The organism is Psychrobacter sp. Ps3, from assembly GCF_022129275.1.
GTDB lineage: Bacteria > Pseudomonadota > Gammaproteobacteria > Pseudomonadales > Moraxellaceae > Psychrobacter > Psychrobacter submarinus.
In genome coordinates this window covers 1-26,029 of sequence record NZ_JADQAL010000039.1, presented here as the reverse complement: position 1 = coordinate 26,029, position 26,029 = coordinate 1, and the positions used below count along the sequence as shown (strand labels likewise).

Annotated in this window: 19 protein-coding genes and 4 tRNA genes; 12 read left to right on the top strand and 11 right to left on the bottom strand. The window is 44.8% G+C overall.

Features of this window, described 5'->3' with window-relative positions:
• Positions 1-367: FAD-binding protein (locus I3248_RS10500; RefSeq protein WP_238063645.1), on the bottom strand; the 367-nt coding region annotated here is incomplete at its 3' end.
• A gap of 492 nt (positions 368-859) precedes the next feature.
• Here I3248_RS10500 and serA point away from each other — a divergent pair.
• A complete protein-coding gene (gene serA / locus I3248_RS10495) occupies positions 860-2,086 on the top strand; it encodes a phosphoglycerate dehydrogenase (RefSeq protein WP_238063644.1) in 1,227 nt (408 codons plus the stop codon).
• 117 nt (positions 2,087-2,203) lie between these two features.
• Here the strand turns inward: serA and I3248_RS10490 are convergent, their stop codons facing one another.
• Complete coding sequence (locus tag I3248_RS10490) at positions 2,204-3,244, bottom strand: rhodanese-related sulfurtransferase (RefSeq protein ID WP_238063643.1); 1,041 nt, start codon at positions 3,242-3,244, stop codon at positions 2,204-2,206.
• 246 nt (positions 3,245-3,490) lie between these two features.
• Between I3248_RS10490 and I3248_RS10485 the strand changes: the two genes are divergently transcribed.
• Complete coding sequence (locus I3248_RS10485; protein WP_238063642.1) at positions 3,491-6,538, top strand: TaqI-like C-terminal specificity domain-containing protein; 3,048 nt, start codon at positions 3,491-3,493, stop codon at positions 6,536-6,538.
• Between the two features lie 77 nt (positions 6,539-6,615).
• Here the strand turns inward: I3248_RS10485 and I3248_RS10480 are convergent, their stop codons facing one another.
• The 4 genes from I3248_RS10480 to I3248_RS10465 all read right to left on the bottom strand — a co-directional run bounded on the left by I3248_RS10480 (position 6,616) and on the right by I3248_RS10465 (position 10,680).
• Positions 6,616-7,149 (bottom strand): DUF2058 domain-containing protein, encoded by a 534-nt coding sequence (locus I3248_RS10480; protein ID WP_025644505.1) that lies wholly within the window; start codon positions 7,147-7,149, stop codon positions 6,616-6,618.
• Positions 7,150-7,377: 228 nt separating this feature from the next.
• Entirely contained in the window at positions 7,378-7,959 is a 582-nt protein-coding gene (locus tag I3248_RS10475) for a tetratricopeptide repeat protein (protein WP_201557960.1), read from the bottom strand.
• Between the two features lie 703 nt (positions 7,960-8,662).
• Positions 8,663-9,271, bottom strand: a complete 609-nt coding sequence (gene metW / locus I3248_RS10470; protein WP_238063641.1) for a methionine biosynthesis protein MetW — start codon at positions 9,269-9,271, stop codon at positions 8,663-8,665.
• Positions 9,268-10,680, bottom strand: coding sequence for a homoserine O-acetyltransferase (locus I3248_RS10465; protein WP_269117185.1), 1,413 nt, complete (start codon positions 10,678-10,680; stop codon positions 9,268-9,270). The genes metW and I3248_RS10465 overlap by 4 nt, the downstream gene beginning before the upstream one ends.
• 296 nt (positions 10,681-10,976) lie before the next feature.
• Here I3248_RS10465 and hemH point away from each other — a divergent pair, with 296 nt between their 5' ends.
• Positions 10,977-11,996, top strand: coding sequence for a ferrochelatase (gene hemH, locus I3248_RS10460; RefSeq protein WP_238063640.1), 1,020 nt, complete (start codon positions 10,977-10,979; stop codon positions 11,994-11,996).
• A 102-nt stretch (positions 11,997-12,098) separates the two neighbouring features.
• Here hemH and I3248_RS10455 read toward each other — a convergent pair whose 3' ends face one another.
• The 5 genes from I3248_RS10455 to I3248_RS10435 all read right to left on the bottom strand — a co-directional run bounded on the left by I3248_RS10455 (position 12,099) and on the right by I3248_RS10435 (position 18,092).
• Positions 12,099-12,437, bottom strand: coding sequence for a hypothetical protein (locus tag I3248_RS10455; protein WP_238063639.1), 339 nt, complete (start codon positions 12,435-12,437; stop codon positions 12,099-12,101).
• Positions 12,438-12,727: 290 nt separating this feature from the next.
• Positions 12,728-13,516 carry an SDR family oxidoreductase gene (locus tag I3248_RS10450; RefSeq protein WP_201557953.1) on the bottom strand — a complete coding sequence of 263 codons (789 nt, stop codon included), beginning with the start codon at positions 13,514-13,516 and terminating at the stop codon, positions 12,728-12,730.
• A gap of 160 nt (positions 13,517-13,676) precedes the next feature.
• Entirely contained in the window at positions 13,677-14,129 is a 453-nt protein-coding gene (locus tag I3248_RS10445; RefSeq protein WP_238063637.1) for a hypothetical protein, read from the bottom strand.
• A 316-nt stretch (positions 14,130-14,445) separates the two neighbouring features.
• Positions 14,446-17,436 (bottom strand): DNA polymerase I, encoded by a 2,991-nt coding sequence (polA, locus tag I3248_RS10440; RefSeq protein WP_238063635.1) that lies wholly within the window; start codon positions 17,434-17,436, stop codon positions 14,446-14,448.
• Positions 17,437-17,678: 242 nt separating this feature from the next.
• A complete protein-coding gene (locus tag I3248_RS10435; RefSeq protein ID WP_025644523.1) occupies positions 17,679-18,092 on the bottom strand; it encodes an Ohr family peroxiredoxin in 414 nt (137 codons plus the stop codon).
• A gap of 487 nt (positions 18,093-18,579) precedes the next feature.
• On the opposite strand from I3248_RS10435, the gene I3248_RS10430 reads away from it, so the two are divergent.
• From I3248_RS10430 to I3248_RS10390, 9 genes are all read left to right on the top strand, one after another.
• The gene (locus I3248_RS10430; RefSeq protein ID WP_238063632.1) at positions 18,580-18,948 is read left to right on the top strand and encodes a hypothetical protein; all 369 of its coding nucleotides are present in this window, start codon (positions 18,580-18,582) and stop codon (positions 18,946-18,948) included.
• A gap of 219 nt (positions 18,949-19,167) precedes the next feature.
• Entirely contained in the window at positions 19,168-20,763 is a 1,596-nt protein-coding gene (locus I3248_RS10425) for a peptide chain release factor 3 (protein WP_238063630.1), read from the top strand.
• A 204-nt stretch (positions 20,764-20,967) separates the two neighbouring features.
• Complete coding sequence (locus tag I3248_RS12190; protein ID WP_238063629.1) at positions 20,968-21,813, top strand: DUF3298 and DUF4163 domain-containing protein; 846 nt, start codon at positions 20,968-20,970, stop codon at positions 21,811-21,813.
• Between the two features lie 77 nt (positions 21,814-21,890).
• The gene (locus tag I3248_RS10415; protein ID WP_238063628.1) at positions 21,891-23,048 is read left to right on the top strand and encodes an FHA domain-containing protein; all 1,158 of its coding nucleotides are present in this window, start codon (positions 21,891-21,893) and stop codon (positions 23,046-23,048) included.
• A gap of 213 nt (positions 23,049-23,261) precedes the next feature.
• Positions 23,262-24,758 carry a chorismate-binding protein gene (locus I3248_RS10410; protein ID WP_201610891.1) on the top strand — a complete coding sequence of 499 codons (1,497 nt, stop codon included), beginning with the start codon at positions 23,262-23,264 and terminating at the stop codon, positions 24,756-24,758.
• Positions 24,759-24,937: 179 nt separating this feature from the next.
• Positions 24,938-25,013: transfer RNA gene (locus tag I3248_RS10405), tRNA-Thr, on the top strand.
• A 79-nt stretch (positions 25,014-25,092) separates the two neighbouring features.
• Positions 25,093-25,176, top strand: a tRNA-Tyr gene (locus I3248_RS10400).
• A 63-nt stretch (positions 25,177-25,239) separates the two neighbouring features.
• Positions 25,240-25,313, top strand: a tRNA-Gly gene (locus I3248_RS10395).
• 135 nt (positions 25,314-25,448) lie between these two features.
• Positions 25,449-25,523: transfer RNA gene (locus I3248_RS10390), tRNA-Thr, on the top strand.
• Positions 25,524-26,029: the final 506 nt, after the last annotated feature.

Here is a 26,029-nt window from a genome sequence, read left to right as displayed (position 1 = left end):
TCTCGCCATTCGCGGCTACTGCGCCCGCCGAGAGACCAGTACGACCACCGCTTGGGGTTAAGACGACGTTATGCTCATTGGCTAATAATATAATCGCTTGCACTTGCTCGGTTGATTTTGGGAAGACGATGGCAGAGGCTGCTGGGGCGAAGTGCTTAGTCCAGTCTTTACCCCAATGCTCTAGGCTCTCGCTATCGGTTTTGATTTGGCTCTCTTCAAACTGATGGCTATGAAGCAGAGCTTGTAAAATAGCTTGCACCGCTGCAGTATCAGTAGCAGACTGCAAGCTTGGCTCATTAATGTCTGCTTGCTTTGCGGCGTGAGTGCGCTCATGGGCCGGTTGGTTTTCGGTAACGATGTCATTCATAATAGTCTCGGCGATTTAGCAGTAGCAATAGATAAAGGGGAGGAGATAAGATAAGTCTAATATTAGCACATCACGGTGCTATATCTAAGCAGATGCGAGGCTCAAATAGTCACTATTAACCAAAACGATGACGACTTATTCCTGTTATTCCCTAACATCCTTGGGCAATTTTGTGTAATATAAGCACATTGTTTTTATTCATCATAAGTGAGTGATAATACAAGAGGGCGTCGCTTTCACTTTTTTAATGGTCATACTTGTTTGAACTGTGATGGTTTTAAAAGTGATGGTTTTAAAAGCGATAGTTTTAGACTGATACTAGAGTCAGGGCAAACTACTGGCATGGGTTTTGGCAGCGTCTGTAAAAGCAGTACGCTAAAAAAGGCATATCAGTAGCGTAGTATTATCTTTAAACAGAGTCGAGCAGATACACGGCTCACACCCTACTTATCAATCAATTGCTCACTTAACAAATCATAGGAAAGATCTCGTATGGCATTATCATTACAAAAAGATAAAATTCGTTTTCTATTACTAGAAGGCTTGCATGAAAACGCTTTAAAAGTACTCGAAGGAGCGGGTTATAGCAATATCGAATACTTAAGCCACGCGCTTGATGAAGAGGAGCTGATCGAAAAAATCAAAGATGCGCATTTCATCGGTATTCGCTCGCGTACGCAGCTCACGCGTCAAGTATTAGAAAAAGCCGAGAAACTCATCGGTATTGGCTGTTTTTGTATTGGTACCAACCAAGTCGATCTTGAAGCGGCACGCGAGATGGGTATTCCGGTCTTCAACGCCCCTTATTCCAATACGCGCTCAGTGGCTGAGCTGGTATTAGCCGAAGCTATCATGCTGTATCGCGGTATTCCAGAGAAGAATGCGACCGTCCATCGCGGCGGCTGGGGCAAGTCTGCCAAAAACTCGCACGAAGTGCGCGGTAAGACTATCGGTATCGTCGGCTACGGCTCTATTGGCTCGCAGCTATCCGTACTAGCTGAAAGCTTCGGTATGAAAGTCATTTATCATGACGTGGTGACTAAGCTGCCATTAGGTAACGCGGTACAAGTTGGCAGCCTAGAGGAGCTACTCTCTACCGCTGATATCGTCACTTTGCATGTGCCAGACGTACCAAGCACGCGCTATATGATGGGCGCTGAGCAGTTCGCGCAGATGAAAGAGGGCAGCTACTTTATCAATGCCGCTCGCGGTACTTGTGTGGAGATTGATGATCTAGCCGCAGTTATCGAGTCGGGTAAAGTGCTCGGCGCGGCGATTGATGTGTTCCCTAAAGAGCCAAAATCTGCCGATCAAGAGTTCGAGTCGCCACTACGTAAGTTCGACAATGTTATCTTAACGCCGCATATCGGTGGCTCAACGCAAGAAGCACAAGAGAATATCGGTCTAGAAGTGGCTGAGAAGTTTGTAAAATACTCAGACCAAGGTGATACGGCGACCGCAGTCAACTTCCCAGAAGTGTCGATACCATTCAAAGAAGGCTCGCATCGTCTATTACACATCCACAAAAATGTACCAGGCGTCCTCTCGCAAATCAACCGTCTGTTCGCCGAAGCGGGTATCAATATCTTAGCGCAAAGCCTTATGACCGAAGGCGATGTCGGTTATCTAGTGATGGATGTCGATTATAACGACTCAACTGCAGCGCTTGATCAGCTCAAAGATGTCGAAGAAACGATCCGTGTGCGTATCTTGTTCTAAGTCACGGGCTATAGCTTAAGACAAAAAAGAGACTCCTAAGTGAGTCTCTTTTTTATATTGCCGATTAAAGTTTTATAGGGTCGCTGCTGGGCTAAGGCGATCTTCTATACAATATAACTACTTTGCGTTATTGGCTTCATCTGCCTGACGACGTGCTTCTTCTTTTGCCATTTTACGTTTTTCCATCACCTCTTTGACTTCGCTACCGATGTGCGCTTCACCGCGAGCCTTAGCTAATTGCATCTGCCGCTCACGCTCACGAAAACGCGCTTTTTGCTCGTCGGTCGCTTTACCGATACAATGCGGGCAAGACTCACCTTTACTATAAGCGGGGCTTTGCATATCCTCTTGAGTGATCGGCATCCGGCAAGCAAAGCATTGCTCATAATCGCCTTTTTCTAGGTCGTGATTGACCGAGACGCGATTATCAAAGACGAAGCAGTCGCCTTGCCACATAGAGTCTTCTTTTTGCACTTCTTCTAAATACTTTAAGATGCCGCCCTCTAAGTGATAGACCTCTTCAAAGCCTTGCTCGCGCATATAAGCGGTGGATTTTTCGCAGCGGATACCGCCAGTGCAGAACATCGCCACCTTTTTATGCTTGGTAGGATCGAGCTCTTTTGCCACGTATTCTGGAAACTCGCGAAAGGTCTCAGTATTAGGGTTAACGGCATTTTCAAAGGTGCCGATTTGCACTTCATAATCGTTACGGGTATCGATGAGGATGACTTCTGGATCAGAGATCAGCGCGTTCCAGTCTTTTGGTTTGACGTAGCGCCCAACCGACTGCAAAGGGTCAATATCTTCGACGCCCATAGTGACAATCTCTTTTTTGAGCTTCACTTTGGTGCGATAAAACGGCTGCTCGTTGGTATAAGACTCTTTAAAGGTAAAGCTGCCAACCGCTTCGATACTACGCAAGTAATCTAAGACACTATCGATGCCCGAGCGTGTGCCTGAAATCGTCCCGTTGATGCCCTCGCTGGCAATCAACAATGTGCCTTTGACATCGTTACTCAGCATGGTATCTAAGATGGGCTGGCGATAGTCTTCATAATTATCGAAGCGAGTAAACTTATAAAGCGCCGCGACAACGATATTGTTGGTTTCGCTATCGTAGGCGGGTGCTGATGTTGTAGTGGGGTTGTTGGTGCTCATACGGGTCTCCTGCGGGCTAGGACGTAAACCTAGTGCATTGATTCATTTAGGATAGCTATCTAATATTAGCAATAACACTAACCTGATTGTGGAATTGGTTAGCGCGGGCGTAGTGTAGCAAATTTGGCTCAAGTTTTGAATAAGTTTTATACCTTGTTGCTTTTAGGCGTTTCACCTAAGCATAGAGCTTGCTATAGTAGGCGCTTGCTTGTTTTTTATTAACTTTTTACTGCTTAGGGCGCTGTTATGTCTTTGTTCCAATCCATCGTTATCGAAAAATATGTCCGCGAATTAGATCAGACTGAGCTTAACAGCGCTTGGCAAGCGTATAGCGATTATTTTTTGGACCTCGGTATTCAAGATAATATCCGCATCAGTAAAGAGGAGCAGTATCAAGAAGGGTTTTTGCGCGATTTGTTTGTCAAGGTGCTCGGCTATACGCTCAACCCCAATGCTGACTACGACTTGACGACCGAGTTCAAAAATCAAACAGGGAGTAAAAAAGCGGACGGCGCGATACTCAAAGAGGGCTATGCTATCGGGGTAATCGAGCTAAAAGGCATGAATACCACTGATCTGAGTAAGATCGAGCCGCAAGCTTTTGGCTATAAGAATAATCAGCCAAAATGTCGTTATGTCATTACTTCCAATTTTCAAAAGCTACGGTTGTATATCGATAATGCCGTCGAGTTCATTGAGTTTAATCTGTTTACTCTAAGCCAAGCCGACTTTGCGCAGCTATATCTATTGCTGCATCAAAGCAGCATTATGAGCGATTTGCCTGCCAAGATTAAGTCCGCTTCCCTCTCACAAGAAGAGGCGATCACCAAGCAGCTCTACAAGGATTATTCGGTATTCAAACGCGAGCTATTCAATGACTTGACGACTCGTAACCCGAGCATAGATAACCTAGTACTGTTCCAAAAGTCGCAAAAACTGCTCGATAGATTGTTATTTATCTTTTTTGCAGAAGACAGTCATCTGCTCCCTGCCAACTTTGCCAAAGGCATCATCAGTGAATGGGAGCAGCTCAAGTCGCTCAAGATGACAGTGCCACTCTACGACAGAATCAAAGCCTACTTTGGCTATTTGGATCAAGGTCACAAGGATGAGCACAGCGAGATATTCGCCTATAACGGCGGGCTGTTCAGTCCTGATGCGCTATTAGATAGTGTCATCATTAGTGATGATATCCTGCAAACCCATATCAAAATACTCTCAGAGTATGACTTCGATAGTGAGGTCGATGTCAATATCTTGGGTCATATCTTTGAGAACTCACTGACAGAGCTCGATGAAGTAAAAGCGCAACTGGCAGGCGAGGCGGTAGACAAGTCGCAGACCAAGCGCAAAAAAGACGGGGTGTTCTATACGCCCAAATACATCACTAAGTACATCGTCGAAAACACGGTCGGTAAGCTATGCGCGGATAAAAAATCCGAGCTTGCAATCAATGATGAGGACTATCAGCAAGACGTCACGATCAATAAAGACGGCACCAAAAAGAAAAAATCCGCTAAGAAGATTGCGGCAGAAACAGCGGCGCTGGAGAGACTACATAGCTATCGCGACTGGCTGCTACAGATTACCATTTGTGATCCGGCCTGTGGTAGTGGCGCGTTCTTAAATGAGGCGCTCAACTTTTTGATAGCGGAGCATGAGTATATCGTGGAGCTGGAGACTAAGCTGTTCGGTAGCGGTCTGCCGTACGCAGATATCGAAAACAGTATCCTTGAGAATAATCTGTTTGGTGTCGATATCAATGAGGAGAGCGTGGAGATTGCCAAGCTGTCACTGTGGCTGCGTACCGCACAGCCAAGACGTAAGCTCAATAATCTAAACGATAATATCCAATGCGGTAATTCACTGATTGATGATGTTGATGTGGCAGGCGATAAAGCGTTTAATTGGCAAACGGCCTTCCCACAAGTCTTTGCCAAAGGCGGCTTCGATGTTGTGATTGGTAATCCGCCTTATGTGCGACCGAGATTTCAATCAGAAAAAGAAGTTTCATGGCTTTTAAATAGGTTTGAAAGCGCTGAAAATCAGTTTGACTTATACCATTTATTTATCGAAAAAGCTGAAAAAATAAGAAACTCAAAAGGAGTTGTTTCTTTTATTCTACCGAATGCGTTTCTAGCTAACAAAAATTCTGTGAAGTTGAGGAAGTTCTTATTAGATAATGTTCACTTTACAAAAATAATTGAATGCGGTGATTCTGTATTTAGTGATGCATCTGTTGATGTCCTAATTTATGTATCTGATACTAGCAAGGAAATAAGTAAATTTTATCGGCTTGCTGATCGTGAAATAGTTTTTAGAAATTTATTTGACCAAAACTCTTTTTATGAAAATGAAGGCTATAATTTTACGGTGACTCTTTCACCAGAACAATTAGATATTTTTCAAAAAATTCGTGATAATTCAAAGGAGTTAAAAGATTTTGTTGATGTTATGGGTGGAATAAAGGAATATCAAGTTGGTAAAGGAAAGCCACCTCAAGATATTTCAATGAAAAATAATAGAGTTTTTAATTCTACTGAAAAAAAAGACGCTACCTTCGTAAAAGAGGTACGCGGCAAACACGTTTTCCCTTTTATTCTAAAATGGGAAAATGAATATGTATCATACGGTCCATGGTTAGCAGAACCTAGAAACCCTAAGTTTTTTATTGGTCCTAGAATATTTGTAAGACAAATTCCAGGGAAAGAAAGGTTATATTGTGCATATACAGAAGATGACTACATTGTTGATCAGTCAGCTTATATCATTAAGCCTAAATCTGAAAATCTAGAAAACTTTCGTAGCCTAGAGGGTATTCTTAATTCTAATTTAATTTTTTGGTATTATAGGAATCAAAACAACGAATTCGATACTCTATTCCCTAAGATCAAGTCTGGGGAAATAAAAGTATTACCAATATCTAGCGAAAATTTAGATAAAAACTTAGCCCAAAAAGCTGATCTTATGCTATCGCTAAACGAGCAGTTGCAAGACACAACGGGTAAATTTATCCGCATCCTACAACGCAAGTTTGAGATAGAAAAGCTCAGTAAAAAGCTCGAAAACTGGCATGAGCTCACCTATGCAGAATTTATCAAAGAGCTGGCAAAAAAGAAAGTCAAAATGAGCCTAAGCGAAGAAGCCGAGTGGGAAGAGTACTTTTTAGCCGAGCAAGCCAAAGCCCAACAGCTCATGCTACAGATAGAAAACACCGATAAAGAGATCGACCAGATGGTCTATAAACTCTACGACTTAACCGACGATGAGATTGCCATTATCGAAGCCAGTTAATTCAGTGCGTGAAGTGTCTATCCTCTAAACCAAAAAATCCAGCACCTAAGCTGGATTCTCTGTTTTGAATTAAGTTCCTACCACATCAAATCATCAGGAATCACATACGCCGCGTATGGATCATCTTCTTCCATCTCATTCTCGGACTTATCATTCGACACTACGATGAAGCCCTCTAACTTAGCATTGATACGATCAGCAAGCGGTCGCGGCAGTAGTGCGTAGTCGTCTTCTAAACGCGCGATGACCACAAAACCTGCGACGATTTGCTCGTAGAGCTTCTGCGTGGTGTAAATCTTCTTAATTTTAGAGTCATCGACGAACTGATAGCTGACCTCGCCATCGGTCTCGGTGATTTGATGCTGCTTTATCATCTGAATGATATTGGCGCGTAGGGTTTTTTCTTCTAACTGCTGCTGCTTTTGCTGATTGAGCTTGAGATCCTTTTCAGCCTTTTCAGCTTGCGCGGCGGCTAGGGCTTTTTTGCTTTCAGTAGCCGCAGCGTCGCCAGTTCGCTTGGCGTGCTGAGCTTGTTTGCTTATTTTTTTGGCTTTTTTATCGTCTACTAGACCTGCTTTTAGGAGCTGCGCTTGTAAGGCATTTTTGGCCATAATGGGATCACCTGCATAACGGTATTTAAAAAAGTATGGGCTAACAAAATATGTGTTAGCAAAAGATTCGCTAATAATAAGATAGATAGTAGCAAATTTCATCTATTGGCGTCAGTCCTTAAGTGATGCTGAGCGCTTATTTTATAGCCATAAAAAATCCAGCACAAAGGCTGGATCTATTGGTAAACGACATCTGCGCCAAAGCTTACTTGCTTTATTGACGCCGATTTATTTACTCTGAAACCAAGTATCCGCTTGGCTACGAGCGCTTGCGATATCAGAAGAGGATAAGTTAAGCGCTAACTGACCGATTTTGCCGCGCGCTTTATTACGTACCTTTTCATCTAGCATGCCATCACGAGCCGCTAGGTCATACCACTTATAAGCGTCGACTAGGTTTTTTTGCTTCTCATCGAGTAGCGCAAGCGTGTAGCTGGCACGGTTGTCGCCGCGCATGGCTGCTTTTTCTAACCATTTACGCGCCTGCTGGATGTTTGGCTGAACACCTTCACCGCGTAGATACATAATCGCTAGATTGAGCTGCGCAGGAGCAACGCCTTGCTCGGCGGCGCGGGTGTACCACTGGATCGCTTGCTGCGTGTTTTGCTTGACGCCTTGGCCTTTTTGTAGACGCTTGGCAAGATAGAACTGCGCGTGATCGCTACCTTGGGCAGCGCGAGCAGATAAATCACTAACTGACATTAGCTCAAAACGTGAGGTATCAAGCGGTACGTTTGAGATTAGCTCAGCATTGGCTAGGCCAGCACAAGAAAATAGAGCGGTGAATAAGGCAGCTTTTAAGAGTTTCATAGCGGCTCCAAAATAGGCAGTGAGTAATGAGTGAACAAACAATATCTTCGTTTGAGTAATATCGTTGTTGAATAAGTAATAAATAAATATGCTTGAGCTTATCTTAGGGTAGCGGCTGGGGTAAAGTCCTTTTTAGCCATATTGCTTATACTAAAGCGCTAGATAAACGGTCGAAAATGGGTTGTCATTGACAATATTTTGTAAGCTTAACACTCAAAGTTACGAAACTCAAATACTAATTACCTACTTTTACCACAGTTCAGCGCCGCAGGAAGCCAATAAAATCATAGAGTTACATTAGCGTGACTTATTGCCACAAGTCTATAACCTACTTTGTAACCTTATTTATTCCCATTTTATGAGAGTTACGGCGCTTAGTTATTACCACTATCTTTAAACTTATTAGGGCGTGTTGAACATTCACAAATGCGCACTGCTGATAGCTAAAATAGTTCTAGTCTAAGTGAAAATTGCAGGTAATGCTTATTGCATTGGCTAGCTGATTTTATTTAAATAGTCGCAACGACTAGGGCGATTTTAGCATCAGCCCTCACGACAACAATAGGGACAGGACTATTTTTTGCCGCTTTATTGATAAAAATAGACGCTTAGAATGACTAAACTTACCATTTTTATCTGCAAATCGCCTAAAAAATAGTCTCTGTCAGTGCCATGGTCGAATGTTCAACACGCCCTAAAGATTTTAGGCTTTAGTCACTCGGTAAATAGCCACATCCGCTAGCAAGTTTGGCGCTTGACGCACTAAGGCCGACATAAGCGGCGCATAGCCTTTTTCAGAGTCGCTCACCGCGAAACGGTTGATGATACGTATATCGTGCTTAGCGCACAGCTGCTCAAAGTCCTTGAAGGTACATAGATGAATGTTCGGGGTGTTGTACCATTCATAGGGCAGGGCTTCTGAGACCGGCATCATGCCTTTGAGTCCTAAATGAATCCGGTTTTGCCAGTGGGCGAAGTTGGGAAAGGTAATCACTGCTTCACGGCCGACGCGCAGCATATCGAGGAGCAGCTCGTCAGGGTTTTTGACCGCTTGTAGCGCTCGCGCCATCACCACGGTATCGAAGCTGTCATCTGCGAAGCGCTCAAGGCCGTCATTGAGATCTTGTTCGACGATAGATAAGCCTTTGCCGATGGCCTCGTTTATTTTGTGCTCATCGATCTCAATGCCATAGCCGCTAACGCCGAGCTGCTGCTGCAAGTGCGCGAGTAGCTCGCCGTTGCCGCAGCCTAAGTCTAAGATATGCGAGCGCGGCGCAATCCAGCGCTCAGCGAGTTGATAGTCCATTCTCATGAGCGCACTCCTGTTAGCTGACTGGGCTGTTGCTTGTCTGTGGTGTTATGATCGCTGATAAACGGCGCCGTCAAAAAGCCTTTGATAGCGCCCATATAACGCGGAATATCAAACAAAAAAGAATCGTGACCATGCGGCGCGTCGATATTGGTATAGCTGACCGGTTTACCTGTCGCCATTAGCGCATCGACAATCTCTTGTGAGCGCTCAGGAGCGAAGCGCCAATCGGTGGTAAACGATACAATCAGATACTGGCACTGCGCATGAGCAAAGGCAGTCTTTAAATCATTTAGCTCAATAGAGCCTTCTACCACAGCGGCTTCTTCGACCTCTTGTTCAGCGTCTGCTATCACCTGATCGATACTTTGCTGCTTGTCCTCATTATCACTTAGCGCTTGCTGCTCAATCTGTGCTTGATAGCCACGCGTTGGGTCAAAATAGTCTAAGGCTTTGGTCATCAAAAGATAAGTATTGGCATCGAAGTTTTTGCTAAAGCGCTCGCCTTGATAACGCAGGTAGCTCTCGACCTGAAACTCGACATCGTAGCCGTACATAAACTTGCCGGACTTTAAGTCGCGGCCGAACTTAGCTTTCATCGCATCATCGGTTAGATAAGTGATATGACCGACCATCCGCGCCAGTATCAAGCCGCGCTTAGGGTACGTGCCTGCTTGTAGATAGCGTCCGTCCATAAAGTCAGGATCTGACAAGATAGACTGCCGCGCCACTTCGTTAAAGGCGATGTTTTGCGCGGAGAGCTTCGGCGTACAAGCGATGACCACACAGCGTTTAAGGCGATCAGGATAGTCCACGGACCACTGCATGGCTTGCATACCGCCCATCGAGCCGCCAACGATAGCATGCCAGATATCGATGCCTAAGCGATCAGAGAGCATGGCTTGGGTTTTGACCCAATCTTTGATGGTGATCAGCGGAAAGTCAGGGCCATAGACTTGTCCGTCATCGCTCTCAGGATTGATAGTGGTCGGGCCAGTAGAGCCAAAACAGCTACCGATATTGTTAACGCACACCACATAGAACTGATTGGTATCGATGGCTTTATTAGGGCCGATCATATTATCCCACCAGCCGGCTTTTTTATCGTCCTCATTATAGTAGCCAGCAGCATGATGACTGCCAGATAAGGCATGACAGATCAAAATCGCATTCGACTTGTCTGCATTCAAGGTGCCATAAGTCTCATAGACCAGATCAAAGGATGGCAAAGTGCGATTACACTCCAAAGTCAGCGGCTCGGAGAAGTGCATCGTCTTAGGCGTGATTAAGCCTACTGATCCTTTTGGACCTTTTGCGCTTTTTTGGCGCTGTTCGTTGGAGAACGCCTCAAAGTCGTTATCGGTCGAAGAATGGCTAGTCGAAGTGTTATTAGTATCAGAACGTACGCTCAAAGCTACCTCGCAAGATGACGTTTTTATAGGGGCAAATACAGCGCTATGCTCATTGCCGATGCTGTCTATTGTATGGCGATGCGCCTGCGAGTACAACCTAGATTAGCAGGGTTTAAAAAGGCAAAGCGGCAAAGGGCAAACGAGCGGCATTTCTCCTGCGTATATAGACGATAAAATGCTACACTAAGCAACACAAAAACAGCTTAGTATCTTTAAGTATAGCTTAAGATGTTTAAGAAAAGGTAGCGAGAACCTTATCAAACCCTTCATAAACTTTATTCAAATAATGGGCTGCTATGAAACCTAAACTGCCTCCGCGTATTGCTGTGTTATTGATCAATCTAGGTACACCAGACGCACCGACCGCGCCTGCGGTACGTCGCTATTTGCGTCAGTTTTTGTCCGATCCGCGTGTGATTGAGATTCCAAGATTCCTGTGGGCGATTATTCTCAATCTGTTTGTATTACCTAGCCGCCCTAAGCGCGTGGCGGAAGCTTACGCAAGTATTTGGGATGGCGACTCACCGATGCGCAATATCTTAAATGGTCAAGCTGAGCAGCTAGAGCCGCGCTTGGCCGCGGCAAATGCGCCGTTTCGAGTCACCGTACATCCAGCGATGAGCTATGGTAATCCGGGCCTGCCTGATGTCATGGATAAACTGCGCGGCGAAGGCGTCGATCATTTTGTCTTGCTGCCCGTGTTTCCGCAGTATTCAGCGACCTCAAGTGGCGCGGTCTATGATGCGATCAATAAGTGGGCGCTCAAGCAGCGCAATCTGCCCAATTACACCATTGTCAAAGACTACTTCGCGCATCCGCTATATATCAAGGCCTTGGCTGATAGCATTCGTCGCTTCCAAGCCAAGCACGGCAAGCCTGAAAAGCTGATGTTTAGCTTTCATGGTATCCCGCAGCCCTACGCCGATAAAGGTGACCCTTATCCGAGCCGCTGCAAGTGTACTGCTGCGCAAGTCGCGCAGGAGCTAGGTCTGAGCGCGGATGAGTGGATTATCAGCTTTCAATCGCGCTTTGGCAAGCAAGAGTGGGTCAAGCCTTATACCGATGTGGTGCTAGATGACTGGGCGAAGTCTGGCGTCAAGTCGGTACAGATCATCAGCCCGGCGTTTTCGGCAGATTGTCTGGAGACACTAGAGGAGCTGGCGATTGAGAACCGCGATAACTTCATTGAGGCGGGCGGTGAGGAGTATCATTATATCCCAGCGCTGAATATGGATGAGGCGCATATCGACTTGTTAGAAGCAATGAGTGCGCCGCTGGTTAAAGGCTGGGCGGGCACGCTTGAGGGCTGGGTGTAGGTGATTACTGCTTTTAAAACAAAAAAACACGCTCAATTTGAATTGAGCGTGTTTTTTTGTGGCTGTTTACAACTTAGCCTGAGTAATCAAATAATTATTCTATTAAAAATCATCATCATTACTGCGCTCGGCAGCTTTCTTATCAGCGATGTCGACTATACTAGGATACGTGTCATCGTCTAAGTTATCTTGTACTAACACGTTCTCGACAGTGGCTTCATCGACGTTTTGTCGATGCATAGGCGTTACGCCCTGAGTGGCATTGGTACCGACTTCTGAATTATCGAATCCGGCACTATTGTCAATCACATCATCGTTATCAATAGTGCGCAGCATATCGTTGTCTAGATCGACAAGTTGATTATCACGATCCATATCAGTGCTCTTATTACTATGAATGCTGTCCATCTCTTCTGGTAGTGGTGATTTTGAATTGTCCATAGCAGTTTCCTTATTGTCATTATTAAGATTATGGGTATTAAAGTTTGTGTTGATAGCTATCTTATAAGCGCTATCAAGTATTGATGCTAGTATTTTGACGGTTTAAGTCGCGCCGCGCTAGTAGCAAGCTGTCACAGCATGTCAAAAAATGTAAGACGTTGGCTATTACTCTGAAATATTGAGTACGGCCTCAATTGCAATAAAAAACGACTACCAAATTAGGTAGCCGCTTGAGATAAGTAGTAGGAGTAGTGAATAGTAACAGTAATGAACAGTGGCAATGCTAAAAACTACTTAGCGCCAATCTTTTTATTAATAAAGCGAATGACTGAGTCTGGCGTCACCTGCGAGGTGCTATGCAATATCTTGGCCGGTAAACCAATAGGATAGTGGGTTTTTGAGATCTTTCGATTCGCGCAGCCGCTGAGCTTACATAGTTTTTTGGCGACATCATCGACCGTTAGATTGATGCCTAAGCGATCAATACTGGTCACTTCGATGTCTTTGGTCATATCGGATTTGACCCAAAGTGGCATCACATCTATCACCTTGATGCCCATGTCTGCGTACTCGACATTGAGCGCTTCGGTCAGACCGCGTACAAAGAACTTACTGGCAGAATAGGTGGCGACCTCAGACTGTCCGTAAATCGCAGAGGCAGAAGATAGGTTAATAATCTTACCATTGGTGCTATCGGCAAGATACGGCGCAGCTTTGTGACAGCCGATCAACACACCTTTACAGTTGATATCGACTAGGGATAATTGCTTGTCCAAATCAGTCGTTGGCAGCACACCGCTGACCAGCACCCCAGCGTTATTGATAAGCACATCGATACCGCCGAAGTTATTGACCATCTGCTCGATGGCGTTATCCCAAGATTCGGTTTGAGTGACATCTAAATCGCCTGTAATCACGCGCTGGTTTTTATTGGCTTTTTTGAATGCCTTTTGCTTGATAGCGTGCGATAGCTCATGCGTATCGATATCGAAGAGTCCAACGCAGTGACCTTTGGCAGCCAAACGCTTAGCTGTCGCAAGACCAATACCGCGTGATGCGCCAGTGATGAGTACATTCATAACCTATCCTATTCTTAGAGTGACAGTAAAAGTGAGTGTGGGGGGTGCGTGTCTTAATAATAAAAGAGTCATAACTATCAATAAGCTAGCATACCTAAAGCCCACTATCGAATGCTAGAGGATATCGGTAACTAAAGTCTCGATTGGCTTGATAGGGGGCTTAATGAGTCACTTCCTTGAGCTCTAATCTGCGCTCCAGACGCTCTTCAAATCCTGCCACTTTAAACGACCACAAGTAACCAAGAGCCAGTAGATAAATAACCGCCTCAGATAACTCTTCCACCACTATACCTAAGCTATGGGAGAAGCCAATAGCGTTCTCGCCTATATACTGCAGTAATGCCAAAGCTGCGACGCTTAGATATAACCACAGCGGAGTAGTTTTTAATACTGCCCAGCAGTAACGCCAAGCGTAAACCAACAATCCTAGTGCTACTATATAAATGACTAGCAAGAGGCGATCCTCCCACCAGTCGTAGTTATGGCCTAACCAAAGCGCCTGCATATCGATAAACAAATCAGGAAGATGATTTAGTTCGCGGCGAATAACAGTAAAAAACACTAAAACAGCGGCTATCCAAAAATAAACGCCTTGCTTAAGATGGCTTTGCATAGTGTGTTGTATGCAGCGCAGTAAACACAGCATCAGCAGGATAACACTAGCGATTTCTATGATACCGTTTTCAGTAAAAATGAGCGGCTCCTAAGCGATGATAAATAATAGTAGAAATGAAAAAAGCGAGCTCAAAAGCTCACTTTTTTAAGTATATTAACTCATATCAACCCAGTTAGATGGTTGGTATAACTAACATAAAGCGTCATTATAATACGTGCTAATATGATATGCTATTGATAACTATGACTAATTCATCAATTATTTATATTAATATTTTTAATATTAACCTATATTAATATACCTAATAATAATATCAGTGCGCCTCATCCCAGTTCTCACCAACTCCGGTTTCAACCAACAACGGCACAGCAAAATCAACCTCCCAGCCCATACCTTTAGCTGTATCTTGCAGCACATCTTGCATCGCATCAGTAATCAGCTGCGCAATGTCATCAACCTTGTCGCTATCCACTTCGAACACCAGCTCATCATGGACTTGGAGTAACATTTTGGCTTGCTCTTTTGGCAGCACCTTATCGACCGCTATCATCGCAAGCTTAATCAAATCAGCGGCTGAGCCTTGTAGCGGCGCGTTGATAGCCGCCCGTTCAGCGGCTTGTTTGACCATGCGGTTGCTGTTATTGATATCAGGGGTATAGAGCTTACGGCCAAGGATGGTCTCGATATAGCCGCGCTCATAGGCGCTTGCGCGCGTGTCTATCATGTATTGCTTGACGCTAGGATAGCGATCGAAGTACATATCGATATAATCTTGCGCCTCGCCTCGGCTCATCTGTAATTGCTTGGCTAGACCAAAAGCACTCATGCCGTATAGTAGGCCAAAGTTAATGGCCTTGGCATTACGGCGCTCTGTTGGCGTGACATCGTCAACCGCTTTGCCTAACACTTCAGCTGCGGTAGCAGTATGAATATCTAAGCCTTCATTAAAGGCGCGAGTTAAGTTGGCATCGCCTGAGAAATGCGCCATCAATCGCAGCTCAATTTGTGAGTAATCGGCTGCAAGGAGTACGCGGCCCTCTGGCGCGATAAAGGCTTGACGAATCAGACGTCCGGTTTTAGTACGGATCGGGATGTTTTGTAGATTAGGATCCGTTGAAGACAAGCGCCCGGTACTGGTCAAAGCTTGATGGTAGCTCGTATGCACGCGATCGGTGTCCTTATCTGCTACGGCATCAAGGGAGTCGGTATAGGTGTTTTTTAGTTTTGACAAGCTGCGGTACTCTAGAGTAATCTCCGCAAGCGGATGATCAATCTTGGATAGTATTGCTTCGCCAGTAGAGTACTGACCTGATTTGGTTTTTTTACCGCCTACCACGCCCAGCTTCTCAAATAGCACCTCGCCTAACTGCTTTGGTGAGCCTAGATTAAACTCCTCGCCAGCGATGTCATAGGCCTGCTTTTCTAGCGCAATAATTTCTTCGTCAAAACGCTTGGATAGCTCATTTAAGAACGAGCGTTTGATTAAGATACCGTTGGCTTCCATTTGACAAAGAATCTCAGCGGTTGGAATCTCAAGCTCATTAAGTAGGCGCAGGTTATTGTCGTCATCGGCAAGGGTTTTGCTGAATACCTCAAACAGCTGATAAGTAATGTCTGCATCTTCACAAGCATAGTCGCTTGCGATATCGATAGCCACTTGATCAAAGGTGACTTGCTTAGCGCCTTTACCGGCGACGTCTTCATAGCTGATTGTTTGCGTCTGCAGATAATGCCGCGCTAGATCGTCCATACCGTGACGAGTAATCGCCGCATTGATTACGTAGCTGGCAAGCATAGTATCCATCGCCCAGTTGTTCTGCGCCTGCTTATCATCAGAGTGTATTGCGCCAATGAGGTCGATATCATAATGACTGAGAATATGGGTATCGTACTTTAAGTGCTGACCGATCTTACCGATTTTGGGGTTTTCTAATATTGGCTTAAGACGCGCTAGTACCGTATCGCGATCGAGCTGTTTAGCGGTTAGCTCATCGCCCTCTAAGCGATGCGTCAGCGGTACATAATACGCTTCATGGGCTTGCACGGCAAAGGATAGACCGACAATCTCCGCCTCGCGCCAGTAGATACTAGTCGTCTCAGTATCAAGGACGAAATGCGGCGCTGCTTCTAGCTGCGCAACTAAGCTGTCAAAGGCGGGCATATCGAGGATAGTATGCCAAGCCTTGTCATGGCTTTTGCTATCTTTGATGTTCTCAAGGGCAGTCGATTGTAATGATTTAGCCACTTGCGCTTGCGATTCGCTATTGGCCTGCGTCTCGGCGACACTTTGCGCGCCTTGCCCATTAGCATTGGCCGGATGATTGGGGTGGTCTAAGGATGCCAGCTCATTTTTAAATTCAAGCTCAGTGTACAGATCGCGTAGCTCATCGATATGGGCGCAAGGATCAGTGTTGATTTTTAGATCATTCCAGTCATGACCGATATCTAAGTCGGTGATGATAGTGGCAAGCTGTGCGTTTAACGGAATCTCATCGGCGTGCTCGATTAAGCCTTTAGCACCGCGACCTTTAATAAAGCCAATGTGCTTAAGCATGTTATCGATATCGCCGTATTCAACGAGTAAATCTTTAGCCGTTTTTTTACCGATGCCAGGTACGCCTTTGATACCATCAGAGGTGTCGCCCATCAGTGTTAAATAATCAATCATCTGGCGAGGCTTGATACCGAGCTTATCGATGACGCCTTGGGTGTCAGTAATCTTGCCCGTGAAGCTGTCTTCTAATATCACCGCATCATTGACCAGCTGCATCATGTCTTTATCCCCAGTGGAGATGACCACGTGATGGCCTTGTGCGACAGCGCGATAAGCCATCGTTCCGATAATATCATCGGCTTCTGCGCCTTCAATACGCAGCAAAGGAATCCCTAATGCGGTGACTAAACGATGAATATAAGGGATCTGCTCAACCAGCTCAGCATCGATTGGCGGACGTCCGGCTTTGTATTCTTCTGACATTTTATGGCGAAACGTGGGCGACTTAGTATCAAAACATACGGCCATATGAGTCGGGTGATAGCGGCGCATCAGCTTGAGCAGCGCGTTCAAAGTACCGCGGATGGCATTAGTAGTCAGCCCTTGAGTGTTTTGCATGGTTTTGGGCAGCGCATGATAAGTGCGAAACAGATAATATGAGCCGTCAACCAAGATAAAAGGTGGCTGATCTTTATTGACCTGACTGGTGTCCATAGTGGCCACGTTTGGCATAGTGTCAAAGTTAGGCAAGGTGTTCGGGTCGATGGGCGAATGGGAGTTGTGATCGTTGTCTTTGGTATGAGCAGTCATAAGAGGTCACTTATTAGCAGGTAGCAAAATTTAGCAGGTATTAAAATATAGTATGACCATATTATAACGATAAAACGAGCGCGTGCCGAATGGTGTAAAAGTTATCAGGTCTATACCTAAAAAAGAACGCTATGAGCACGATAAATGCTGATAACGTTCTGTGCTTCTATGCTCTGACATGCTCTGACATGCTCTGACTTTTACATTCTAACATATGTCATAACATAAGGTAGCGGCTCGCTTTATTTGACTTCAGAGGTCACTTCCATCTCGATATTGCCTTTAGTCGCTTTTGAATAAGGGCAGACCTCATTGGCTTTTTCTACGAGTTTTTGAAACTCATCGCTTGAGATATCCGTACTATCGGCAATAACGTGAATTTTTACTGCTAGTTTATAGTCATGGTTATCGCCTTGCTTAAGATCGACAGTGGTCTCAGTGGTAGAGCCAAAGCTGGCTTTTTCCATCTTTTTGACCACGCCTAAGGCGCTATCAAAGCAAGCCGCATAACCCATTGCTAATAATTGCTCAGGATTATTGCCTTCCATGTTACCGCCAGGAGGCGCCATATTGATTTTTAGATCGCTGTCATTGAGTGACGCATTACCAGTGCGGCCACCAGTGACTGTGGCTTTGGTTGAATATAGAGTTTTCATACTTTGTCCTTTTTAAGTTTTTATTAATGGATTTATAAAAGCTACTAGTATAAGTAACCTTTATCACTTATCTAGCCTAGCAAGGTTTGCACAAAAGGTTATATAAAGGTCGTAAAGCTATACTGTGAATTTGTAAGCACAACTGCACAATGAACAGGAGACATACAAGCGGCATCTATGAATAGTCATAACAGTACTGTAAAATTCCAAAAAAGAATAAACGATGTCAGCGCTATAAATCAGCCCGATATAAGATTATTTTGACAACAGGATACTTTGCTATGAAAAAAACAATAATAATAAATTTGACTATCAGACGGTTTATAGAACGCTGAATCTAGCAGGGGTAAATGTCTTTGGTTATCGAGCAGGGAACGGCGCTAATGCCGCTCGGGGTATCTTTACAGCCTTAAATACTTATTCTAGTGTTGGCAGTAATGCGCCTAGCACGCTTAGTTTCCCTAACGGCTCGGTTTGCTATATTCCAGTGACCACTAGTGATCGCTCATTTTTTGTTTTTAATAATAAAGACAAGACCAATTATTCAGATCTTGATGACTGGATAGACGCGGCAGAAGATCGCTTCAATGACAATAGAGACTTTAGAACCTCTGAGCGCTCTATTGGTGCAAATAATGATAACCCAGCAGCGCAAGTGACCTTTTTTGCGATCAATAATGATCCTGAGTACCTATTTAACGGCGTCAATTATGATAACGATATTTATGAAACTGACTTTGTCGATAAAAACGCTATACGCCCGAATGAGGACAGCGTTCGCGGTGTCGTAGACTGCACGGTAGTCAATGAAGTCGCCGCTGATTTTATTGAAGATAGTATTCGTCGCTACTATTGATAGTGATAGCCATCGCAATTAGCCGATAATAATTAGCCTATAGGGCTGAGTGAAGATACTGGTTTTCAAATTTGACACGCTTTAGCAATCGTCTAAGGCGTGTTTTTTTTGCGCAAGTTGGGCACCTTAAGACGAAATCGGCTACAATACGCGCACTATTTTATTTTTAGAATACATTTTAAAGCAATATTCTAAATCAACATTATCGAAGTCAAAATTATGAGCGTAGATCCAAAAGTTTTAAACAAAGAAGTCGCCAAACGTCGTACCTTCGCCATCATCTCGCATCCTGATGCCGGTAAGACCACCATGACCGAAAAGCTACTCTTATGGGGTCAAGCGATTCAGGTGGCAGGCGAGGTCAAAGGCCGCAAGACTGATCGCCATGCCACCTCTGACTGGATGAGCATGGAGCAAGAGCGCGGTATCTCTATCACTACCTCCGTCATGCAGTTTCCTTATAAAGAGCACATGGTCAATCTGCTTGATACTCCAGGTCACGCTGACTTTAGTGAGGATACTTACCGTACTCTGACTGCTGTCGATAGTGCGCTAATGATGGTCGATGGCGCTAAAGGTGTGGAAGAGCGAACCATCAAGCTGATGGAAGTCTGCCGCATGCGCGACACGCCGATTATCTCTTTTGTTAATAAGCTTGATAGACAGATTCGTGAGCCGCTAGACTTGCTCAGCGAGATTGAATCTGTACTAAAAATCAAATGTATTCCGCTGACTTGGCCCATCGGTATGGGGCAGGATTTCGTGGGCGTCTATCATCTGACTGAAGACAAAACCTATCTTTATGAAAAAGGTCATGGCGGCGAGATCACAGTGTCCGAGACCCGCGAAGGTTATGATTATCCAGATATTCGCAAGCGTTTAGGTAAGCTAATGTTTGACGCTTTTGAGGAGTCGCTTGAGCTAGTACAGATGGCGCTTGAGGACTTCAATACTGAGGAGTTCTTAAAAGGGGAGATGACGCCGGTATTGTTCGGTACCGCGTTAGGTAACTTTGGTGTCAATATGGTGCTAGATACGTTAGTTAAATACTCGCCGCCGCCCAAGGCGCATCCGACAGAGCAGCGTATTGTCTCGGCAACAGAGCCTAAGTTTTCTGGCTTTGTGTTTAAGATTCAAGCCAATATGGATCCGCGTCACCGTGACCGTATTGCGTTTTTGCGGGTGTGCTCTGGTAAGTACGAAAAAGGTATGAAGATGCGGCAAGTGCGTCTAGGTAAAGACGTGCGGATTGCTGATGCTTTGACCTTTTTGGCAGGTGACCGCGAGGCACTAGAGGAAGCTTATCCCGGCGATATCATTGGCCTACATAATCACGGCACTATCTCGATTGGCGATAGTTTCACTGAAGGCGAAGCGCTGAATTTCACTGGTATACCGCACTTTGCGCCTGAGCTGTTTCGCCGAGTGGTGCTCAAGGATCCACTGAAGTCCAAAGCGCTACAAAAGGGCTTACAGCAGCTCTCCGAGGAAGGCGCCACGCAGGTGTTTATGCCGCAGATTAATAACGACTTAATCTTAGGCGCGGTCGGGGTGCTGCAGTTCGAAGTTGTCGCTCATCGTCTCAAAGAAGAGTACAAAGTACAGTGCAGCTTTGAGCCAGTCTCTATCGCTACCGTACGCTGGATTCACTGTGATGATGAGGCAGCATTGGCGAAGTTTAAGAAAAAAGCACATGACCAGTTATCGATTGATGGTGGCGGTTATTTGACTTATCTAGCACCGTCACGGGTGAATCTACAGCTGATGCAAGAGCGCTATCCGGAAGTGACGTTTAGTAATACCCGTGAGCATTGATTTTTAGTTTTTATTTTTAAAGAGGCACGCTTAGCGTGTCTTTTTTTATGCCACTTTAGATAACATCTGAGAGAAGTAGCGGGTCATTCAATCTAGAGTAGCGCATAACCTTCAACACATTTTAAACAATGATTATCAGCAGATACGCTATGATTATAAAAAGTAAGCATAATAATTTTTATTCATAACAGACTGAGGTCTACTGTGGTATCTGCCTTCTTAAACACTACCAATAAAGCGAAAAGAGACGTTGTTCGGCTTTTTTCACTCACATTTGTCACCGGTGGCTTATTCTTCGCTAGCCTAGCAGCAAACGCCAGTACTTTAATCAGTAGTACTGAATACATAGACTACGAGTTTCCAGACAGCGTACAAGAGCAATGTTATGAGAAAAACAACTGCCCAGAGATTAAGGTTAAATATCTAAAAACCAACCAAGACTGGCTGAATGATATCGTCAATAAACGCGTGAATAATATTGTTATTAATAGCAAGATGAGTGAGTCGCCAGTGAGTAACGCTACTGATGATAAGGCGGCCAAGCTCGCTATCGACGACTTTGCTCAGTCGCAAATGATTGACCTACCAGATGAGGTGCAATGGTCCTATAGTCTAATCGTCACCCCTGAATATTTGGGCCACGTTAAGCTTGGACAAGGAGAGGATTTAGAGCTATTTGAAATCAGCTCCTATGTCTTTACAGGCGGCGCTCATGGCATGCCTTCTAGGGAGTATCTGGTATTTGATCCGGCAAGCAAACAGCAAATCACTCTCGAGGATATGCTAAAGCCGAATCAGCAGGCGCGTTTTAACGCTCTGGCCTATGACGCGTATCAATCTTGGGTGCAGTCAATGGATGAGGATGTCAAAAGTTATGAGCAGAGCTGGCCTTTTACTTTGAGTCACAACATAACTCTGACTGATAAAGGCGTTGATATTCGTTATCAGCCTTATGCTATTGGCCCTTACGCTTATGGTATGCCAGTACTAACGATTGCGTATGATAACCTTACTGGTATTCTTAAACCGCGTTTTTTGCCTAGCATCTAAACATCGCTTATAAGCGTTCATTGTTTTAAATTTTATTTTATCAATAATAACACTTACCAATAATAAGGAAGAACCACATGACAGACAATACCAACCAATCGAACCCAGTAACCCCAGATGCTACGTCTGAGTTATCTAGCTCTACTACGACTTGGCAGCTGACCGCATTGACCGCTGCACTTGGCGACTTACAGCTGAGCGTTAGTGACAGCCTATCAGTAGGCCGTGGCAGCGATAATGATGTGGTGCTAGGCAGTAAAGCGGTGTCACGCAACCACGCAGTACTGAGCGTGCTGGATACTGAGCTTTATGTCAAAGACTTAGACTCCTCTAATGGAACCTTTGTTAATAATAAGCGTATTGAGGCGAATAAAACGGTTCAGCTGAACGCCGACGATAAGCTTGGCTTTGCTAGCTTTGAGTTTCAAGTAATGGCTTTAGCTGCCGAGGATATAGAGTCAAGCGCCATTGATCCAGCCACCAAAGAGCCGAAAGCAAAAGAGCCAGAAGAGATAGTAGGCTCAGTACAAGAAGATCTAGAGAGCACTAGCACGCCATCGAAACAGTCGGCAACAGAGTCATCACTGCCACCTGCCGCTGTTGAAGAAACGATCGCAGCAAGACCTGCATCACCTAGTGAGCCAGTGTCAGTAGAAGCGACGCCAGAGCCAGTGGTAAAAGAAACGATCGTCGAGGAGGTGCTCGCGGCTAGTGCAGGCGAGGCCGCTATGTCCGCCGCCCCTGTAGAAGAAGATATTATTGCCCCTACGCCAGCTCAAAATGAACCTCAAGAAACTGTTGCGGCAGAGCCAGTAGCCAAAGAACAAGTCGCTGCAACGCCAGTAGTCGAAGAGCCAGTCGTTAAAGAGCCGGCCACTAAAGATCCAGTCGTTGAAGAACCAATAGTAAAAGAGCCAAAAGCCGAAGCACCTGTAGCCGAACGTCAAAGTCCTGAGCATGACAAAACGACGACCACGTCTCTACAAGAAGAAGCCGATCCAGAGGTCTTACGCGCTAAGCAAGCGGCTACAGCGCAGTTCTCAGGAACGGCAAATCTAGGTCAGTCCCGCGACCTAGGAACGACGGGTAATAATGCTATGGATCAAGCGGTAAACAACCCAGCCAATACTGCCGCTAGTGAGAAAAAGCCGAGCGGCGGTTGGTTTATCTGGGTATTTATCGCTCTTATTATTATTGGTATCGCGCTGTGGTTATTTAATATGGGCGGCGCGTAATTCGTTTCGCTGACGGGCTGGTATCCGAAGTCCTATGATATGAGCAACTTTACTATCCTATTTTGTTATAATAGCGAGCCTAATGTTGGCTCGCTTTTGTTTAGCCCTCGTTTTAACCCTTTACTTAACTATCACTGAAACTTACGAGTTTTCTCGATTATCACTGTGGTTTACTTTATCCTTGTTGATTAATACCGTGCTCAGAGACGTCTTATGATGACCTTCGAAGAATACAATGCCCTAAAAACCAAAGGCTTTAGCCATGCTCCTCTTGTCAAAAAGCGTTTGATGGACGCGCAGACACCCGTATCTGTGTTTTCAAAAGTGCGTGACTTGAGTGGTTCTGCTTATTTGTTTGAGTCAGTAGTCGGCGGCGAGCGTTGGGCACGGTTTTCGATGATTGGCCTCGGCAGCGATCTGATACTGCAGTATGCTGATGGCAATATGACTATCAAGCAAGACGATCAGATAAATGTCGATGCCGTCGATGATCCATTTGCTTATATACGTAAGCTTATGGCCGATTATAACATGCCAACAGTGGACGATATTCCCTCGTTGCCAAGTTTTAGCGGCGGTTTAGTCGGCTATTTTGGTTATGACATGGTACGAGTCATCGAGCCTAGTGTGGGCTTGTCAGAGGCACCTAATCCGATGACTTTGCCTGATATGTGGCTGATGCTATCGATGAGCGTCATTGTCTTTGATAATCTAGAAAACACCTTATCTATCATCGTTTACGCTGATTGTAGTGATGAGGATGGCTATGGCGCGGCAATTCGCGAGCTTGAAAGGATAGAGGACAAGCTTGCCGAGATGCCAGATTTGAGTGCGCCTATTATGCCAACGCCGAAGTTCGTCTCGCAAACCGGGCAAGATAAATACTGCTCAGACGTCAATAAAATAAAGGACTATATCTTTGCAGGCGATGTCATGCAAGTCGTCCCAGCACAGCGCTTAACCGCTGACTACAGTGGCGATTCGCTGGCTGTATACCGGGCATTAAGATTCCTTAATCCATCGCCTTATTTATTCTTAGTACACGGATATACGTTGGACGATCATAAGCGCTTTGACATCATCGGTGCCTCCCCTGAGATTCTATCGCGCATTGAAGATGGTAAAGTCACGGTGCGCCCTTTAGCGGGTACTCGCAAACGTGGTCAGGATGAGAGCGAGGACTTGGCATTAGAGCAAGAGCTACTCTCAGATACCAAAGAGATCGCTGAGCACTTGATGCTAATAGACTTGGGCCGTAATGACATCGGCCGCGTCTGCGAGTATGGCAGTGTTAAAGTCACCGACAAGATGTTCATTGAGCGCTACTCACAAGTCATGCATATCGCCTCTAACGTTGAGGGCACTGTCTTACCTAATAAAGATGCTTTAGATGTGTTTTGTGCCACTTTTCCTGCAGGGACGCTGTCTGGCGCCCCCAAAATACGAGCGATGCAGATCATTGATGAAGTAGAGCCGGTGCGCCGCACAGTATTTGGCGGTTCAGTCGGTTATCTAGGCTGGCATGGCAACATGGATACCGCGATTGCAATTCGCACTGCAGTTATGCGCCGCGGTAAGATCCATATTCAAGCTGGGGCAGGGGTTGTCGCCGACTCAGTGGCTGAGGCGGAGTGGGAGGAAACCAACAAAAAAGCCTTAGCACTGGTTAAAGCGGTAAAAATGGCTTGTGATGGTCTTAGAATTCGTTAAGATTGCACGACGGCTCTGGCGATAAGAAACCGAGACTCACAGCGGCTATTTATAGCGCATAAAAAATATCAATATAATCAAAGTATTAAAATTTAATTTTAAAAAGTTAGGAAAAAATAAAAAAAGGGCTTGCGTTCCAGCAAATATTTGATAGAATAGCCACCACTTTGAGAGAACAAGCCGACTTAGCTCAGTTGGTAGAGCAACTGACTTGTAATCAGTAGGTCGCCAGTTCGATCCCGGCAGTCGGCACCATCTCTTTCAAAGTCGCTTTTTTTAGAATTGCTTTATGTTATTTTTACAGTAATAATAGCGTTTATTAAAAGCAAACTAAGGTGGGATTGGGGAGCGGTCAAACCCAACAGACTGTAAATCTGTCGCGAAAGCTTCGAAGGTTCGAATCCTTCTCCCACCACCATATTTTTTACAGCACCAAAAGCACTCTAATACCAATTATATTTTGGTTATAAATAGAGCTATTGCGGGTGTGGTATAATGGTAACACCTTAGCCTTCCAAGCTAATGACGCGGGTTCGATTCCCGCCACCCGCTCCATATACGCGGCATCCATTGATCAAGCATTCATAGCAATGCAAATAGCCAGCACCCATACATCACGACAGTCATTTATTATAGCTGTTTCGTGATATTTTTCTATATAACCGATAGGTTTTTGGTTATTTAAGATAGGCTCATATAGCTCAGCGGTAGAGCACTCCCTTGGTAAGGGAGAGGTCTCGAGTTCAATTCTCGATATGAGCTCCATTTATTATTCTGTTTGCTAATGCTGCTTGTTAATTGTTAGTATATAAAAAGCCAGATGGTATAAAAAATACTATCGAGATATTCAATAGCATTATAAGAGTTATGCGAATATTAAAAAATATAAAGCCTACTCAGTAAAATGATGATTTTAGGGTGACACTGAGGTGTTGCCTTTTAGTGCTGTCAGTAGCTCGATATTGCTAATGTGATACTGTTATAAAGTAGCTAAAATTAAGCATTATAGTTTATAATTACTGATATATGGTTACTGGTCTATGATTACCAATAGTCCGTAGAATGTAGCTTCTATAATTATTGATAATAATGCAGTGTTAATAGCATAGCGTCAACGGTTTGATGGTCGTGTCAGCAGAATGAATAGGCATCTTGAACCGTCAAATATCTATTTACCGATCTTATTTGTTTATCATTTTCTAAGCATAAAGATTCACCAATAAAAAAGGATACACTCATGGCAAAGGCCAAGTTTGAACGCAACAAGCCCC

Coding starts and splice junctions, on each gene's coding strand:
- I3248_RS10485 (WP_238063642.1), top strand. CDS start 3,491: ATGTCTTTGTTCCAATCCATCGTTATCGAAAAATATGTCCGCGAATTA.
- polA (WP_238063635.1), bottom strand. CDS start 17,436: ATGACTGCTCATACCAAAGACAACGATCACAACTCCCATTCGCCCATC.
- hemH (WP_238063640.1), top strand. CDS start 10,977: ATGAAACCTAAACTGCCTCCGCGTATTGCTGTGTTATTGATCAATCTA.
- I3248_RS10415 (WP_238063628.1), top strand. CDS start 21,891: ATGACAGACAATACCAACCAATCGAACCCAGTAACCCCAGATGCTACG.
- I3248_RS10490 (WP_238063643.1), bottom strand. CDS start 3,244: ATGAGCACCAACAACCCCACTACAACATCAGCACCCGCCTACGATAGC.
- I3248_RS10425 (WP_238063630.1), top strand. CDS start 19,168: ATGAGCGTAGATCCAAAAGTTTTAAACAAAGAAGTCGCCAAACGTCGT.
- I3248_RS10410 (WP_201610891.1), top strand. CDS start 23,262: ATGATGACCTTCGAAGAATACAATGCCCTAAAAACCAAAGGCTTTAGC.
- I3248_RS10435 (WP_025644523.1), bottom strand. CDS start 18,092: ATGAAAACTCTATATTCAACCAAAGCCACAGTCACTGGTGGCCGCACT.
- I3248_RS10450 (WP_201557953.1), bottom strand. CDS start 13,516: ATGAATGTACTCATCACTGGCGCATCACGCGGTATTGGTCTTGCGACA.
- I3248_RS10480 (WP_025644505.1), bottom strand. CDS start 7,149: ATGGCCAAAAATGCCTTACAAGCGCAGCTCCTAAAAGCAGGTCTAGTA.
- I3248_RS10475 (WP_201557960.1), bottom strand. CDS start 7,959: ATGAAACTCTTAAAAGCTGCCTTATTCACCGCTCTATTTTCTTGTGCT.
- I3248_RS10445 (WP_238063637.1), bottom strand. CDS start 14,129: ATGCAAAGCCATCTTAAGCAAGGCGTTTATTTTTGGATAGCCGCTGTT.
- I3248_RS10455 (WP_238063639.1), bottom strand. CDS start 12,437: ATGGACAATTCAAAATCACCACTACCAGAAGAGATGGACAGCATTCAT.
- serA (WP_238063644.1), top strand. CDS start 860: ATGGCATTATCATTACAAAAAGATAAAATTCGTTTTCTATTACTAGAA.
- metW (WP_238063641.1), bottom strand. CDS start 9,271: ATGAGAATGGACTATCAACTCGCTGAGCGCTGGATTGCGCCGCGCTCG.